We start from the raw sequence: 16,101 nt of genomic DNA, 5'->3' as shown, positions 1-16,101 counted from the left end.
GACGCCCCCTCAACCGGCTTTGCGCTTGAGGGCGGAAGGGTCGGCGCGCGCCGTTCCCTGCTCGTCCATGATGCGTACCGGCTGATCGTCACGAACCGTCTGCACACCCTGTGTTACGATCATGTCACCCTGCTTGAGCGCGCCATCGACCAGAATGCTGTTAGCGTTGCGCTGCACGATGCGCGTCGTGATTCTCTTGGCAATGCCATTTTCAATGCGCCAGATATAGGAACCATCGGCACTCCACTGGATCGCCAGCGGGTCGACGGAAGGATATCGCTCACCGGGAAACAGCACCGTCACAGAAAACGACATACCCGCCCGCAGCCGGTCGTCGGTATTCTCTACTTCGGCGCGTACATGCAGGGTTCGGCTTGCCTCATCCAGCATGTTATCGACGGCATTAATGGTGCCATTATGCTTTTCCCCCTGAAAGGCGGTGGATTCAGCAGTCAGTGGCTGACCGGCAGCAATTTTGGGAGCAAAACGTTCAGGCACCCAGATGTCGATGAGCATTTTGGAACGGTCATCAATGCGCGCAACAGGGGTCTGAGCCGTGACGTAATTGCCCTCATTGATCGGCAATATGCCGACAACGCCTGAAATGGGCGCCCGTATGGTGCGTCGGCTGAGTGCCAATTGCGCATCCTGTAAAACCAGACGCGCATTGGCGACACCAAGCTCGGCCTCCACCGCCTGAACTTCTGTAGCCGTATTGGTAGCGCGCAGCCGGTTGACGCGCTGGCGTCTGGTCTCGGCATCTTCAAGGGCCGTCTGCGCCCTGGCCACGGCAATGGTCTCGGCCTCAGAATCCATTTCAGCAATCGCATCGTCAACCTTAACCTTGTCACCTGCCTTGACGAAAACTTTTGTCATGTAACCGCTGGTATAAGGCGTCACCGAAACGGTGCTGAGAGCGCGTGCAGAACCGATTGCGGTCAGGCGATTGTTGATAGTCTCTTCCCCTGCCGGTTCCACCACCACCAGAGGTGCGGTCTGCGCCTTTCCGCCGGATGGCTTTTCATTTACGACTGCCGTATCCGGTGCACCGGCCCGGTTCGTGTAGATATACCAGCCGGCCGAAGCTGCCAGCACGATAAGCACGCTCAAAGCAATCTGCTTCCAGAATTTCATTCAGCTCTCCGGCAGGACCGTCATCGCCCGACGAACCCGTTTTTTATATTTTTTATCGGGAACCATTGCGCAAGCGCCGCGTGGTCCACGCAAAACGATCAATCAACATAACCATTTTCGCATGACAGGAAAACGCGTCGATTAAATAACCATATGGAGTTCTTCCATCCTGCATTTTGCACCGGCGACAGGCAAGGTCGAGTTAAATATCGGTAATGTGCAGAGAGGCCCCATTTCAACCAATATAACAGACCTGTTGGAAATCTTCATCGCAAGCATATATAAAGCTAACCTTAAAGGTAGGGAATAAAAACATATTGGACGCGTTGTCACGGGAAAGCCGCGGCATCGTCTCATTTGGAACCGGTTCATGGTGGCTGTTGAAAAGATCGCAGATGCAGGCTTGGCGCCTTCAGAGCCTCATCTGGATGCCGCCAGCCGGCAGGAGCACACCTCACCCGCGCAGTTCAGGAAACTGCGCTGGCGCAACCGTCTTTCAAGCAAGCTTCTTTTGCTGATCGTGTTGGCCGTGCTCGTGGCGGAAGTTTTGATTTTCGTGCCCTCCATCGCCAATAAGCGGTTGCTCTGGCTTAACTACCGCCTCGATACGATCGGTGAAATCAGCGAGGTTCTGACCGCCAGTACGCAGATGGATATTCCGCGCGATATACAGGACAAGGTTCTGCTCCTGACAGGCGCAAAGGCGATTGCAGTGCGCGAGGCAGGTGCTTCGCGACTTCTCGCCATGACGGAAGTTCCTGGACAAATCGACCAGGTCATTGATCTCGACAATGTCAGTGAGGCGGGTGCAATCTGGGACGCTTTCAGCACCCTCTTTAACGGCGGTGACAGAACCCTGCGCATCTATGGCTCTCCCACATCTTCAACCACGCCCGGACGTGTGGTCGAAGTCGTAACCGCCGATTCGTCTTTGCGCGCGGCAATGCTCGAATATGCGCGGAACGTGGCGCTGATTTCGCTGGTGATATCGGTAATCGCGGCCAGCCTCATCTACCTCATCATTCATGAGATGCTGCTGCGCCCGGTGCGCACAATGCATCGTAACATGATCGAATTTGCGACCACACCCGACAACCCTGCCCTCATCCTCGTGCCTGAAGACCGCAAGGACGAATTCGGTATCGCCCAACGCCAGATCGCCCACATTCAAAGTGACCTTCAACGCACGCTGAAAGAACAGAAGCACCTGGCCGATCTCGGGCTTGCCGTATCCAAGATCAATCACGACATGCGCAACATTCTGGCATCGGCGCAACTCATGTCGGACCGACTGGCTGATACAAATGATCCTGTCGTCAAGCGTTTTGCGCCAAAGCTCATCCGCACACTGAGCCGTGCCATCAGCTATTCGGAAAGCGTTATCGCCTATGGGCGCTCGCAGGAGGAGCCACCACGCCCGCGCCGTGTGCTTCTCTATGCGATCGTCACTGACGTTCAGGAAACGCTGAACCTCAATGTCGATAGCGCCATTGAATTCGAGAATATCATTGCCGAGGATTTCGAGCTGAATGTCGATTCGGAACAGCTCTTTCGCGTCTTGAGCAATCTGTGTCGCAACGCGGTACAAGCAATGGAGCGCGACGATAGCAGCGATCCTGCCGCCGTAAAACGGTTGACACTTTCAGCAGGGCGTATCGGAACGACCGCGATCATCGGCGTGGAGGATACAGGACCTGGCCTGCCGAAGAAGGCGCGCGACAATCTTTTCACTGCCTTCAAAGGCTCTACCCGCAGCGATGGCACAGGGCTCGGACTGGCAATTGCACAGGAACTGATCCGCGCACATGGCGGCAGTATCGAACTGCGCGAAGACCGCCCTGTCGGTGCACATTTCGAGATTCGCCTGCCGGACCTGCTTTTTACGCTTGGAAATGAGCGAGTAAGGCGGGAAGAGAATGCCTGACCGGCTTGCATAAGACCGCATTGAAGCTAGTTAAACGTGGCTTTGACAAGAAATCTTCATAGAACGACATTTTTTTGCCAGAAGGTGCTTGCATTTGGCATTGGGTCCGATTATCAACCGCCCATCGCCGCAGTGAGTGGCACTAAGGCATGCACCCGTAGCTCAGCTGGATAGAGCACCAGACTACGAATCTGGGGGTCAGAGGTTCGAATCCTTTCGGGTGCGCCATTTCAGTACAGAACTATGAACGCCGAACGCCGCCGTTTCTACGCTTGAAGCGGCGATGAGGCCTTGAAGCAGGTCCGATTTCCTCCCCATGATGCGAACCTCGTCATCGGCGACTTCAACGCGCTGGGCAAAGGCGCGCAGGTGGTCCCGCCGATAGCCGCCTCCTTCGATCCGCAGGCTGCTGCGTGCCGTTTCCGAAAGCGCGTCGATCATGTCTGGCGTAACGGCCCGGTGGCCGGAGCTGTCGAGTGTCGCCCGTATCCGCTCGGCGTCGGCCGCCGCCTGATCGCGGATCGCTTTGAGATTGGCGATCCGGTCCTTCAGTCCCATGTCGTCCAGCGCGGCCACACCCGATTCGATCGCATCGTAGAGCCGACCCAATCGCTGATCCGTCTCGGTGATTCGCCGATTTAAATCAGCCAGGTGTTCGCGCCGGCGTTCGGCTCGCTCCTGCCGACGATCGAGAAGGCTCGACAGGATCGTCTCCAACCGCTTCGGTTGGAGAAGGCGCTCTTCAAGATGGCGCGCGACCAGATGATCGAGCTTATCCATTCGGATCGAACGCCCTTCGCAGCCGACCTTGCCTTGTCGCGCTTTGGTCGAGCAGGTGTAATAGGTGTACTGCCCGCCATTGCCCTTGCCGGTGAGCAGCGTCGGACCACTCGTAACCCGTGCGGGCACCAACATCGGATTGCGCGATTTGAGACGCGCCTGAACGGCGTCGAACGTCTCCCTCTCTATCAGCGGCGGCACCGCCATGATCGAGACCTCGTTCTCCGGCTTCCTCTCGCGGTTCTTGAAAGAGCGTGTGTTGAATCGGTGCTCGCCGATATAGGTCGTGCGGGTCAGGATCGCGTGGATTTGCGCCAGGTCCCATTTCCCGCCGTCACGGGTGAGCATGCGGCGTTCGTTGAGATAGGTCGCAATGGCCTTGACGCCCTTCGGGCCAGACGTACCGCCGCCTTCGAGGAACAGGCGATAAATGAGCCTGACCGTTTCCGCGTGCAGCGGATCGATCTCCAGCTTCTTCTTGATCTTCGATCCACGCTGCTCGGCCGCGACGACGCGATAGCCGATGGGCGGTCGCGCGCCGTTCCAGAAACCCTGACGGGCGTTCTCGTTCATGGCGCGCAGGACGTGCTTAGCGTTCTCCTTCGATTGGTACTCGTCGAACAGGGCCATGATCTGCCGCGTCATGACGTGCATGGGATCGTCGCCCATCTCCTGCGTGATGGAGACGAGCTTGACGCCATTCTTCGCCAGCTTCCTGACATAGAATTCCAGCTCGAAGTGATCGCGGAAGAAGCGCGAGAAGCTGTGAACCACGACGACATCGAACGGCGCAGGCTTCGATGTGCCGGCTTCGATCATGCGCTGGAACTCCGGGCGGCGGTCATTGGTGGCGGAAGCTCCAGCCTCCACGAAGGTTTCGACAAGCTGGTATCCACGCGAAGCACAATAGGTTTCACCCTGCTTACGCTGATCTGGGATCGACACATCATGCTCGGCCTGCCGCGTCGTCGAGACGCGCAGATAGAGCGCCGCGCGCTGCACGATATGCAGACTTTGAATGTTCATGGGCGGCCTTCCTTCGCTTCGCGCCGTTCGAGCAATGGCAGTTCCAGGGCCACCCGATCGTGCAATACCTTCAGCATGATCTTCCGGCCTTTGCCAGGCTCCATACTGACGAGACCGTAGCCCGCCATTGTCTTGAGGGTTCGAGACAGGCTCGACTTCGCCCGCCCGGTGATCTGCGACAGCTCCTCCAGCGAACTGGGTGCTTGCTCGTCGATGACTCGCAGCAGTTCGCGATTTCCGCTGGAAAGCACCTGTGCGAAAGATTCAGTGGAGGTGAACCACACCTTCGGATCGTCCGCCGCCGACTTTTCCTCGCCGCGCGCGATCCGCATGGTGCGGGCCTTCATCTCGTCGTAGTCGGCAATGCCGACTTTCAAGGTGGTCATAACACGCCTCGCTCCTTCAACACCGCGTCCACCGCCTTCCAGAAGTCGGCCAGTAGCGTGGTCGCATCCTCCCAGGCGTATGGCTTCATGGTCTGGAGGCGGTGGCGATGATCCATCGGCTCGCCGCGCCTGCCTCGGCCGACCGGATGGGAGTTGTCGAAACCGACAAGCCGGTCGCCCGAAGGCCCGTGAAGCGTGAAGCGTGAAGCGTGAAGCGTGAAGCGTGAAGCGTGAAGCGTGAAGCGTGAAGCGTGAAGCGTGAAGCGTGAAGCGTGAAGCGTGAAGCGTGAAGCGTGAAGCGTGAGCGAGTAATCAAGGCCATGCGGCTTTTCCGGCGAGACCGGAACGCGGGTGACAACGAACTTCACCCAACGACCGCCCTCGGGGTCGACAACGAGCACCTGACCGTCGAGGTCCAGAAGCGTGTCGAGGCTCGGGTAGCGATCCTCGCTCATGGCTTATTGTTAACATCCGATGTTAACTTTGACAAGCCCTCATTACCGTTATTGGGATCAAGCGGGCCAAACAGCCGGTGGAACACGTCGGCGAAGTAGCGCTCAAATATATCGACCTCAGCCTCCGTTACGGGCACGCACTCCGGCCAATCGTCGATGACGGGCACCAGCTCGGGCGGCGCGACGATGCGCTCCTGCAAACGCGCATCCTCGAAATAGCGGGCCTTAGTGGCGCGGATCGGCGGCGTGCCTGCGACCATCACGATTTCCTCATGTGGCGGGAGCTGCATGATCTCGCCCGGAGTCAGCAGCGGGCGCGCGGTTTCCTGCCGTGAAACCATGAGATGCCCCAGCCAGGGCGACAGGCGATGACCGGCATAGTTGGTGGAATCGCGCAGCTCGGTCGCCGTGCCGAGTGCATCGGACACGCGCTTGGCGGTGCGCTCGTCGTTGGTCGCGAAGCTGACGCGGACGTGGCAGTTGTCGAGGATCGCGTTGTTCGGCCCATAGGCTCGCTCGATCTGGTTGAGCGATTGGGCGATCAGGAAACCCTTGAGGCAATAGCCTGCCATGAAGGCGAGCGCAGATTCAAAGAAGTCGAGCCGACCCAGCGCCGGAAATTCGTCGAGCATCAGCAGCAACCGGTGGCGCTTGCCCGATGCTGCAAGCTCCTCGGTGAGCCGGCGGCCGATCTGATTGAGGATGAGGCGAATCAGCGGCTTGGTGCGGTTGATGTCCGACGGCGGCACGACGAGGTAGAGGCTGACCGGCCTCTTGCCGCCGACAAGATCGGCGATGCGCCAGTCGCAGCGGGCGGTGACACGCGCGACGACGGGATCTCGATAAAGGCCGAGAAACGACATGGCGGTCGACAGCACGCCGGAGCGTTCGTTGTCAAACTTGTTCAGCAATTCGCGCGCCGATGATGCGATGACGGGATGCACGCCGGCCTCGCCAAGGTGCGGTGTATCCATCATCGCGCGCAAGGTCGCCTCGACCGGACGGCCCGGATCGGAGAGGAAGTTGGCGACGCCAACCAGCGTCTTGTCGTCTTCGGCGTAAAGGACGTGGAGGATCGCGCCGACCAGCAGCGAATGGCTGGTCTTTTCCCAATGGTTGCGCTTGTCGAGGCTGCCTTCGGGATCGACCAGAATGTCCGCGATGTTCTGCACGTCGCGGACCTCCCATTCTCCCTGCCGGACTTCGAGCAGCGGATTGTAGGCCGACGATCGGGCATTGGTCGGATCGAACAGCAGCACGCGGCCGTGCCTGGCGCGAAAGCCCGCCGTCAGCGTCCAGTTCTCACCCTTGATGTCGTGGACGATGCAGCTTCCCGGCCAGGTCAGCAGCGTCGGTACGACGAGGCCGACGCCCTTGCCGGAGCGGGTCGGTGCGAAGCACAGGACATGCTCGGGGCCGTCGTGACGCAGATAGACTTGGCTGTATTTTCCAAGCACGACGCCATCTGAGCCGAGCAGGCCCGCCACAAGCACCTCCTCCTTCTCGGCCCATCGCGCCGAACCGTAGGTCGCGACGTTGCGGGCTTCACGTGCCCGGATGAGCGACATGAGGATGGCAGCGGCGATGGCGATGAAGCCGCCGGATGCGGGGATGATCGAGCCTTCGGTGAAGATCGACGGCGCATAGGCGTCGTAGGAAAACCACCACCAGAAGAAGGCCGACGGGTAGTAGATCGGAACGCCTGCGAGCTCGAACCAAGGCTGACCGATTTGCGGCTGAAAGCCGAGCCGCCACGCGGTCCATTGCGTCGCCGCCCAGGTCATGACGAGAACTATGGTCAGAACGACCGTAATCTGACCCCAGAGGATTCGGCCGCCGCGCATACAGGCTCCAATCGGCAAAAATGTCGGAGCCGATCAGAGAATGGGTGTTTTCGGGACAGGCAAGAAAAAAGATGAAACGGGAGGGCGGTCGGATACTCTGGCGTACAAATCGGATAGGTTTGCGTTATGCCTTGGTTTGTTCGCGGGATTGTAGAGGCGAACCGCTGAGAACCTGAGTGAGCTGGGCTGAACGCCCCATTTCGTCCGCGAGTGCAAGTAGGTTCCGCAGCGCCGCGCCGCGGTGATGCGGCGACCAGACTGCGGAGAATGAAACCGACACAGGTTCGTCTCCAATGAGAAGAAAGACCAAGCCGGAAGTTGGCAAAAGGGACGCGGCCTGCCCGACAATGGTGATGCCGAATCCTTGCTCGACCATTTATTGCAACGTGGTTTGCCCGACATCGAAACGGAGGATCGAAGGGGCGGACCAGCGACCGGCTAGGCGCGCCACGATATGGTCATAAACTTGCGGCCCGGCGCCACTATAACGGACAAGGAACGTCTCCGCTGCCAGATCTGACCACGTGACGTAGGAGCGGTCGGCAAGCGGATGGTTTGCTGGTAGCGCTGCCATCAGCGCTTCGGTCCATATTTGTCGTGAGTGGCAATCCGGAGGATCGGGTGGTCCTGCTACAAATGCTATGTCCAAGTGGGCAGCGCGGAGCTGCATTACTGCCTCGCGCGCAGTGCCTTCGGTGATCTCTACCTCAATGCCTAGATGCCGCTCTCGATAACGTTGCAAGAGAGTAGCGAGGAAGCCGCCAGGGATCAGAGCGTGAATACCGACTCGAAGACGCCCCTACTCCCCGCGCGAGAACATGCCGGCGGTTCTAACGGTATGGTCGAGTTGACCTGTTGCCAAAGCAACACCTTCGACAAAGTGCCGGCCCGCTTGTGTGATGCGCACGCCTCGCGTGTGGCGTTCGAAGAGAAGAATACCAAGTTCTTCTTCCAGCATTTTCACGCGCGCGCTGACACTCGATTGAGTAACTCCAAGCGCATTGGCCGCGTGCCGGAAATTCAGATGCTCAGCGACAGCGAGTGTCTGAATAAGTGATGTCATCGGAATGCGACCGCCAAGCAGCAATGGGTTTGCTGGCATTTGAGGCATATCGCTCTGTTTCCGACGGCGCATTTCTAGTCCCTACTGAACGAGTTGTAGATGGCGCGATCCTCTCTAGTGATCGACCCGCGAGCCGAATGATCACATACAGCGCCGGTCATTCGCCGCCGGTATGATTCCTGTGGGCTATCCGTGCTAACGCGCCTACGACCTTCTTAGTGGGACGACATTCGGTGCTGTTTCGGCAGCTTCCGCGATGCCATGATCACTCTCGTCGCGGGCACGCGCCTTTCGATCACCTCGCTCCGAGGCTCCGGAGGCCGCTTCTCCAAAATATCGAGCGGGAGTCGTCCCAAGCATTCGCCTGAACAAAGAGATGAACGCGCTGACACTCTCATAGCCAAGATCGGCGGCAATGTTCGTAACCTGCTCGCCTTGCGCGAGTCGCTGCAGTGCCAGGCCGATATGCAGTTGTTGTCTCCAGCGAACGAACGACATGCCGGTCTCGCGCTGGAACAGCCGGCTCAGGGTTCGATTGCTCGCTCCGACGCGAGCCCCCCACTCGTCGATCGTGAAACGCAGCGCCGGATTTTCGATCATGGATTCGGTCAGCCGCCGGAGCCTCCGGTCGTTCGGCATCGGCAGGTGGATCGGTTCAAGCGGCGCCGCGGCCAACTCATCGAGCAACACTGATATGAGTCGTGCCTCGCGCCCATGCCCCATATTCAGCAGTGATGACTCAGAATCGAAGCGCAGAATGAGTTCCCGCAGGAAGGGCTGTACGAATACAATGCCGCAATGCTGATCAAGCGGAGCGGCCAGACCCGGATCGATGTACAGGCTGGCGATCTTGATATGGCCGGCCATCCGGCCCGCGTGGGAAACACCGCTTGGTATCCACAAGGCACAATGCGGAGGCACCGTCCAGATACCGTCCGCAGCCTGCATCGTCAGAACGCCGCTGATGACATACATCAACTGCGCCTTCTGATGGCGATGCGGTTCCGTCTCGCCTACGAAAGTCGCCTCGGTGATAAGACTGAAGACGGGTCGTGGAATTGCATCCACGTCATCAATATCAGGCGGATATGGAAACTCCATCACATCATCCCAATCGCAGATACGGCTCAGGCTCCGGGCGTATAGAACCTCGAATATTGCGAGCGTTCTTTCAGCCGGCCCTGTATGATACCATTCTCTGGCGTCTCACGCGGCGTTCTTTTCAAGCAAAGCCAAGCCTTTGGCGGCGGCGGTCTCCTCGTCGGCTGCGAACTGGACAGAAAAGCCCAAAGCTTTGCTTGCCGCCGAAGCGGCGACCCGTGCAGCGGCGTTTATCGGAGAGTGGCCTTCGATCACAATCAACCCAAGGCAATACTTCTTCATCCGGTCCTTGATCCGCTTGAAAAACAGCGCCTTTGCCTTGCGCTCCTCGGGCGTCTCGCCATCGTGATCGTGCGCAGCGTGATCGGCGATCAGCACGAACGGTGTCTGCTTGTCCAGAAGGTCTTCAAGCTGACTGTTCCTGTCCAGCACCTCGTCGATGGACGAGCCTTGTTCCTCGTGCTCGCGCAGGAAGACAAGGGGAAAGCGAGAATCATCCAGGAGCATCATCTTACCTTTCGTTGACCGTACGAGATGCCGGGAGCCGCCGAAGGCCGACATCGCTATTCGGTCAACAGGCAAGTCCACGGGCAATAACTGACGCAGTTATCCATATCACAGGCGGCAGGCCGACTGCTCCGGCAAGCCTGCCAACAAATACCGCGATCCTGCCATCTGCCGGCCGCTGGCTATGCCTTGCTTCGCCACAGTAAGCCCACGGCTGTCAGCAACCGCGCGCGCACTCCAACAAGATGATTGGCCGGTTTGAGAAATATCTTGGCGGGATCGTTCGATGTGGCGTGCTGACCACCAGCGTATCTGAGTTCGGAACCGGGGACGCATCGGCGCCGGCCGGCAACGATCATGTGAGCCGCACAGCCTCCGGCACATACTGAATAGTTTTTTTAGGAACGCTTTTATGCCTCGTCATTCGCCTCGATCATGGCCCGCCCTTCTGATCGTCCTGCTGGTCCTTCAAGGTTGCAATGATGGGGATGAACCTGAAGCGGCAACGGATCCCGCTCCGGTCGTCAGCATCGTGCGCGCACAAATCCTGCGCCTGGTTTCTTCCATCACGGTGACCGGTTCGCTGGTACCGCATCGTGTGGCGCTGGTTCACGCGCAGACGTCCGGCCTGGTAGTGACCGAACTCCTGGCCGAAGAGGGCCAGACGGTCCGCGCCGGCCAGGTTCTGGCACGCCTGTCCTCCGAGCGGCAGAGCGCTGAGTTGTCCGGCGCGCGTGGAGAACTTCATCGTGCCGAGCAGGCGCTGGCTCGCGCCCAAGCACTTAAGACTTCTGGCACGATGGCAGGCAGTGCCGCCGATGCAGCAACGGCCAGCTATGTAGAAGCACAGGCGCGTGTGCGCGCGTTGGAAATCGACGTTGCACGCGCTGAAGTCCGCGCACCCGTGGCGGGGTTGCTACAGCGACGACACATCGAAATCGGCGAGGTCGCGAACGAAAAGCCCCTGTTCGAGATCGCCGCTGAGAGCGCCATGGAACTGGTGGCCGACCTGAGCGAAACGGCATGGAGCCAGACCAGCGTCGGCCAAAGCGCCGACATCACGCTGGCAGACGGGCAAGCGATGTCTGGCACAGTGCGCCGCCTGTCCGGCGCACTGGACAGCAAGACCCGATTGGGCCGGGCCTGGATTAGCCTCAACAACGCGCCCTCGGGCCTTGTCTCCGGCGCAGGCGCCAGCGCCCGCCTGCGGATCGGCCGCGCCAATCTCCTCGCCATTCCGCAATCCAGCCTCCTGTTCGACCAACAAGGAGCCTATGTCTTCGTCGTCGCGGACGGCAAGGCCCTGAGACGGGCGGTGACGCTGGGCGCGCAGAACGCCGAGCATGCCGAAATCATCGAGGGGCTGAATGCTGGCGAAGCTGTCGTGGCGAGAGCGGGCTCGCTGCTGCGCGACGGCGATCCCGTTCGGATCGCTGCAGTCGGCGATGACTCAAGGGGCATCGCACGATGAATCTCAATATTTCCGCCTGGGCAATCCGCCAGCCCGTCCCCTCGCTGGTGCTGTTCGTCTTGCTGATCTTGCTGGGCATGTCATCCTTCCTGTCGTTGCCGGTCGGGCGCACCCCCAACATCGACCTGCCACTGGTCAACGTGTCCATTTCGCAGCCTGGAGCCGCGCCCGAAGAGCTGGAAACGGACGTGGCACGTCTGGTCGAGAACGCGGTGGCTGGAATCACCGGCATACGCCATGTGAGTTCGTCGATCACCGATGGCCTTTCCTCCACTCGGATCGAATTCCAACTGAATGTGGCGCCCGACACCGCGCTGTTCGAGGTCAAGAGTCGCGTCGATGCGCTACGCAGCCAACTGCCTGCCGACATCGACGCGCCCGTCGTTTCCAAGGTCGATACGGAAGGTGTGGCGTTGGTGACGTGGCAGGTTTCGTCACCCGGCAGATCACTTGCGGAACTGTCATGGTTCATCGACGATGCCGTTTCCCAACACCTGCGCGGACTGCCTGGTGTCGGCGATGTCGTGCGCCGGGGCGGGAGTGCAAGGGAGATTGAAATTGCCCTCTATCCGGACCGGCTATTGTCGCTGGGCATCACTGTCGGCGACGTGCAAAAAGCCCTTCGAGGCGGCCGCGTAGATCTGCCCGCCGGGCATTGGAATGCAGCCGATAGCCAGCAACCGGTACGCATACTGGCGCGCGCACGCTCGGTTGAGGAACTGGCCGACACGCTCCTGCCCTTGGCCGGACGTAGCCTGCGTCTTGGAGACATCGCGCGCATCACGGATACGACTGCCGAAGCTCAGACATTCCTGCGCCGTGATGGCGAGCAGGCCGCGGTTGCCTTCTCCGTGTTTCGCGCGCGGGGCGCCGACGAGATCGCGGTGGCGCGTGCGGTCGCCGATGCGCTGCCAACGCTACAGACCTTGGCACCGGATATCACGTTCACGCGCATCGACGAGACAGTAACGCCCACGCAGGAGACTTTCGACGCAGCAATGAGTACACTGCTGGAGGGTGCAGCGCTCGCGGTCCTCGTGGTCTTCGTCTTTCTGCGCGATTGGCGCGCCACGCTGGTTGCCGCGACGTCCTTGCCGCTTGCTATTATTCCGACTTTCTGGGCGCTTGATCTGGCAGGCTACACGCTGAATATGCTCAGCTTGCTCGGCGTGACGCTGGTCACCGGCATATTGGTGGACGACGCCATTGTCGAGATCGAGAATGTCGAGCGGCATATGCATATGGGGAAGACGCCCCGGCAGGCCACAATTGACGCCACTGCTGAGATCGGGTTGGCGGTGATGGCCATATCGACTAGCGTTGCCGTCGTGTTCGCGCCGGTGGGCTTCATGGGCGGTGTCGCCGGCCAATACTTCAAGCAGTTCGGCCTGACGGTCTCGGTATCGGTCATGTTCTCGCTGCTGGTGGCCCGGTTGATCACGCCGATCATGGCTGCCAACTTGCTGCGCTCTTCGATAAAGCTGTTATCCGAGGAGACGTCCCCGGTATCATCGACCGGCTGGTATGCGCGCATGCTGGGCTGGGTGGTTCGCCGGAAAGGTACGGTGATCATCGTCAGCGTCCTGGGCTTTGCGCTGTCACTGGCGGCTGCCAGTCAGTTGCCGGATGATCTGGTGCCGGCGGAAGATACCGGCCGTCTTATATTCGCCGTGGAAGCCTCTCCCGGAATCACACTGACGCATTTGGCCGACCGGACCGATGCCATGGCAAAGCGCGTGCGTGCCGAAATACCCGACGTTGCGCACGTCCTGGTGGAAGGCGGTGTGTCGCCTTCGGGAAGGCAGGAGCTTCGACTTTCCACCTTGATCGTCCACCTGAAACCAAGGGGCGAGCGGCAGCGGAGCCAGCGTGAGGTGCAGCTTGCCGTTCGCGATTTGCTGCGCACCCTGCCGGACCTGCGGGCTTGGCCGCTGAACAGCAATCTCGGGCGCGAGGTGGAAATCTCCGTCGCTGGGGCTTCGCCCGCACGGTTGCACGAAGCAACAGCGCTGGTTGGGACACAGATGCAGGCGATGGGTCTGGCGAACGTCTCCACGGATTCCGGCTTCACGCGCAGCGAGATCCACATCACGCCGCGGCTGCCTGATGCCTCCCGGCTCGATATCTCGACCGTGCAGATTGCCGATGCGGTGCGCCTGGCCGCGGTGGGCGACGCAGATATCGTGTTGCCGAAGTTCAAGGCGGAAGACCGTCTGGTCCCCATACGCATACGTCTGGATGCTGCCGCCCGGCGTGACATTGAATTGCTGCGTGCACTCCCGGTTACGCGGATCGACGGACGGCCCGTTCCGCTCTCCGCCGTTGCCGACGTTCGGTGGCAAGGCGGGCCTTCGTCGATCGAACGATATGACCGCCAACGTCGTGTCTTGGTTGGCGCCGACCTCGCGGCCGGGCTGACCCTCGGCACAGCACTCTCCGGAATTCGTGCCTCCGAAGAGGTGCGGGCGTTGTCGTCCAGCATATCAATCCAGGCCGCTGGCGACGGCGAACTGATGGATGAGGTCATGAACGGCTTCGTCGGCGCGCTGGGCCTCGGGTTGCTGCTGATGTTCGCCGTCCTGGTGTTGCTGTTCTCGGGCGTGCGTCAGCCTCTGATCATCCTGTTGTCCCTGCCGCTGGCCCTGACGGGCGCGATCTTGGCGTTGTTCGTGACCGGCACACCGATCAATCTGCCCGTGCTGATCGGCGTCCTCATGCTGATGGGAATCGTGGCCAAGAATGCGATTCTGCTCGTGGACTTCGCCAAGATCGGTGAGGATCACGGGATGCCGCCTGCCGACGCCATCGTCCATGCCTGCTGCACTCGGGCGCGGCCCATCCTGATGACCACGCTGGCGATGGTGGCAGGCATGTTGCCGAGCGCAATGGGTGCTGCCGTCGGCGGCGGGTTCCGCGCTCCTATGGCGATCGTCGTGATAGGCGGCCTGATTGTGGCAACGGTGCTGTCGCTCCTGACCACGCCGGCGCTGTTTCTGGCAATCGAGGGCCTTCATGGTCGTTTCCGGCGCGCTCCCGCACCTGCCGAGCCATCCCCGGCGCATTCGAAATAGTCGCCGATCCGTGTGGTGGAAAGCAAGCGAATGGCCGGTTCGAGATTTTGGCGGGATCGTTCGATGCGGCGTTCCGCCGGCCGGGAGAAGCAGGCATGGATGGTTTGGAAACCGCATTGCAATACGTGCAACGGGACGTCGCTCGAATCGACAGGATTCCTCGGCCTGTCATCGCTATCGGTCTCAAGCAAGTCGCAAGCCGCCTTGAGGTTTTAGAGCATCAGCACCGCAGATGCGAACTGATCTATACCGTCAAAGGTGTCCTCACTTGCGAGATCGAGCGTAGCCTCTGGACGGTCTCTCCGCAAAGCGCGGTATGGATTCCGTCCGGCACGCCGCATAAGTGTCAGGCTTTCGGCAAGACCGAATATTACGTTCTGTTCTTCGATCCCAACGTCTATCCGAACCTTCCACGGGCCTGCTGTACGATGTCTGTCTCGCCCCTGCTGCGAGAGGCACTGATCCGCGCCGCGCAGTTTAGTGCGCTTTACCCCCTGGATGGGCCGGAAGTCCGGTTACTTCCTGTCATCCTCGATGAACTGAGCACTGCCCGGACCGAACACCACCGACTTCCATTGCCATCCGATCCCAGCCTGCGGCGTCTCACCGACATGATGATGTCCGCTCCTGATGACAAGTCATCGGTGGCGCAGTGGGCGGTGCGCTGCGCGATGAGCGAGAGAACGCTGAGCCGGAAGATGCGACACGAGACCGGCATGAGTCTCTGGCGCTGGCGTCACCAGCTTCACGTTACACTGGCACTCCAGCGCATGGCGAGCGGAGACAGCGTTCAGGCGGTGGCGCTCGACCTCGGCTACGAAACGGCCAGCAGCTTCATCACCATGTTCAAGAAGACGACCGGCAAGTCGCCCGGCCGCTATTTCGCAGAGCGCGGCAGTGGCGATGATGCGCGGGGACCGCGAAAAGGCGCCTTCTCCCGATAGCCTGGCGCCAATGAGAAGCTCATCTGTCGTTTAATGTCTGCCGGCAGGTCGCGGTGAACTTGCCGATGGAGTTCTTCAAACAATGATTGATCGTGAGCGGATTCAATCCGCCGCACACCTCTTTTACCTCCAACTGGCACTCGCGGAGATTGGCCCAGAGAACTCTGCACATCGAAGAGAGCTTGAGGCGATTTTCCTCGACACAGCTCGATATAGCGTCGGGCGTAAGCCGCCACGGCCGCACGCAGATTGACAGAATCTCCGCTTCGCAGGCTTTCTTGACAAAAGACTCAGGGGCGGCAGCCAGCGCGGGTTGCGGGAACGCCGTGACAAGGCAGATCAGCATACATGCCGAACGAAGATGCAAACGCCAGGACCGGGACATGACTGCTACC

Annotated in this window: 13 protein-coding genes, 1 tRNA gene and 2 pseudogenes; 5 read left to right on the top strand and 11 right to left on the bottom strand. The window is 60.1% G+C overall.

Features of this window, described 5'->3' with window-relative positions; genetic code table 11:
• Positions 1-9: 9 nt before the first annotated feature.
• Positions 10-1,134: an efflux RND transporter periplasmic adaptor subunit gene (locus tag AAIB41_RS00155; RefSeq protein WP_343313511.1), complete on the bottom strand. Its 1,125-nt coding sequence runs from the start codon at positions 1,132-1,134 to the stop codon at positions 10-12.
• A 370-nt stretch (positions 1,135-1,504) separates the two neighbouring features.
• Here AAIB41_RS00155 and AAIB41_RS00150 point away from each other — a divergent pair, with 370 nt between their 5' ends.
• Together AAIB41_RS00150 and AAIB41_RS00145 are read left to right on the top strand one after the other, a co-directional pair.
• Positions 1,505-3,058, top strand: coding sequence for a HAMP domain-containing sensor histidine kinase (locus AAIB41_RS00150; RefSeq protein WP_343313509.1), 1,554 nt, complete (start codon positions 1,505-1,507; stop codon positions 3,056-3,058).
• Between the two features lie 151 nt (positions 3,059-3,209).
• A tRNA-Arg gene (locus AAIB41_RS00145) sits at positions 3,210-3,286 on the top strand.
• Here the strand turns inward: AAIB41_RS00145 and AAIB41_RS00140 are convergent.
• The 9 genes and pseudogenes from AAIB41_RS00140 to AAIB41_RS00100 form a co-directional block, all read right to left on the bottom strand.
• Positions 3,257-4,864 (bottom strand): recombinase family protein, encoded by a 1,608-nt coding sequence (locus AAIB41_RS00140; protein ID WP_343313507.1) that lies wholly within the window; start codon positions 4,862-4,864, stop codon positions 3,257-3,259. The genes AAIB41_RS00145 and AAIB41_RS00140 overlap by 30 nt on opposite strands.
• Positions 4,861-5,250, bottom strand: coding sequence for a helix-turn-helix domain-containing protein (locus AAIB41_RS00135; protein WP_343313505.1), 390 nt, complete (start codon positions 5,248-5,250; stop codon positions 4,861-4,863). Before AAIB41_RS00135 ends, AAIB41_RS00140 begins: the two co-directional genes overlap by 4 nt.
• Positions 5,247-5,705 carry a hypothetical protein gene (locus tag AAIB41_RS00130; RefSeq protein ID WP_343313503.1) on the bottom strand — a complete coding sequence of 153 codons (459 nt, stop codon included), beginning with the start codon at positions 5,703-5,705 and terminating at the stop codon, positions 5,247-5,249. The genes AAIB41_RS00135 and AAIB41_RS00130 overlap by 4 nt, the downstream gene beginning before the upstream one ends.
• Positions 5,706-5,872: 167 nt before the next feature.
• A pseudogene (locus AAIB41_RS00125) lies at positions 5,873-7,549 on the bottom strand (conjugal transfer protein TraG); the annotation flags it as partial.
• Between the two features lie 124 nt (positions 7,550-7,673).
• Positions 7,674-7,925, bottom strand: a complete 252-nt coding sequence (locus AAIB41_RS00120; protein WP_343313502.1) for a hypothetical protein — start codon at positions 7,923-7,925, stop codon at positions 7,674-7,676.
• Positions 7,926-8,336 (bottom strand): annotated as a pseudogene (locus tag AAIB41_RS00115) (LysR family substrate-binding domain-containing protein); the annotation flags it as partial. It abuts the gene before it with no gap.
• 12 nt (positions 8,337-8,348) lie between these two features.
• Positions 8,349-8,684, bottom strand: coding sequence for a LysR family transcriptional regulator (locus AAIB41_RS00110; RefSeq protein ID WP_343313500.1), 336 nt, complete (start codon positions 8,682-8,684; stop codon positions 8,349-8,351).
• A 132-nt stretch (positions 8,685-8,816) separates the two neighbouring features.
• Positions 8,817-9,713 carry a helix-turn-helix transcriptional regulator gene (locus tag AAIB41_RS00105; protein ID WP_343313498.1) on the bottom strand — a complete coding sequence of 299 codons (897 nt, stop codon included), beginning with the start codon at positions 9,711-9,713 and terminating at the stop codon, positions 8,817-8,819.
• A 105-nt stretch (positions 9,714-9,818) separates the two neighbouring features.
• Positions 9,819-10,223: a hypothetical protein gene (locus tag AAIB41_RS00100; RefSeq protein WP_343313496.1), complete on the bottom strand. Its 405-nt coding sequence runs from the start codon at positions 10,221-10,223 to the stop codon at positions 9,819-9,821.
• Positions 10,224-10,632: 409 nt separating this feature from the next.
• On the opposite strand from AAIB41_RS00100, the gene AAIB41_RS00095 reads away from it, so the two are divergent.
• The 3 genes from AAIB41_RS00095 (at position 10,633) to AAIB41_RS00085 (ending at position 15,706) form a co-directional block, all read left to right on the top strand.
• Positions 10,633-11,691 carry an efflux RND transporter periplasmic adaptor subunit gene (locus tag AAIB41_RS00095; protein WP_343313494.1) on the top strand — a complete coding sequence of 353 codons (1,059 nt, stop codon included), beginning with the start codon at positions 10,633-10,635 and terminating at the stop codon, positions 11,689-11,691.
• Positions 11,688-14,762 (top strand): efflux RND transporter permease subunit, encoded by a 3,075-nt coding sequence (locus tag AAIB41_RS00090; protein WP_343313492.1) that lies wholly within the window; start codon positions 11,688-11,690, stop codon positions 14,760-14,762. The genes AAIB41_RS00095 and AAIB41_RS00090 overlap by 4 nt, the downstream gene beginning before the upstream one ends.
• A gap of 95 nt (positions 14,763-14,857) precedes the next feature.
• A complete protein-coding gene (locus AAIB41_RS00085; protein WP_343313490.1) occupies positions 14,858-15,706 on the top strand; it encodes a helix-turn-helix transcriptional regulator in 849 nt (282 codons plus the stop codon).
• Positions 15,707-15,725: 19 nt separating this feature from the next.
• Here AAIB41_RS00085 and AAIB41_RS00080 read toward each other — a convergent pair whose 3' ends face one another.
• The gene (locus tag AAIB41_RS00080) at positions 15,726-16,091 is read right to left on the bottom strand and encodes a hypothetical protein (RefSeq protein WP_343313487.1); all 366 of its coding nucleotides are present in this window, start codon (positions 16,089-16,091) and stop codon (positions 15,726-15,728) included.
• Positions 16,092-16,101: the final 10 nt, after the last annotated feature.

It is taken from the genome of Brucella sp. BE17 (assembly GCF_039545455.1).
Classification (GTDB): domain Bacteria; phylum Pseudomonadota; class Alphaproteobacteria; order Rhizobiales; family Rhizobiaceae; genus Brucella.
The sequence above is the reverse complement of the archived record's forward strand: the minus strand, read 5'-3'. Positions and strand labels throughout refer to the sequence as shown.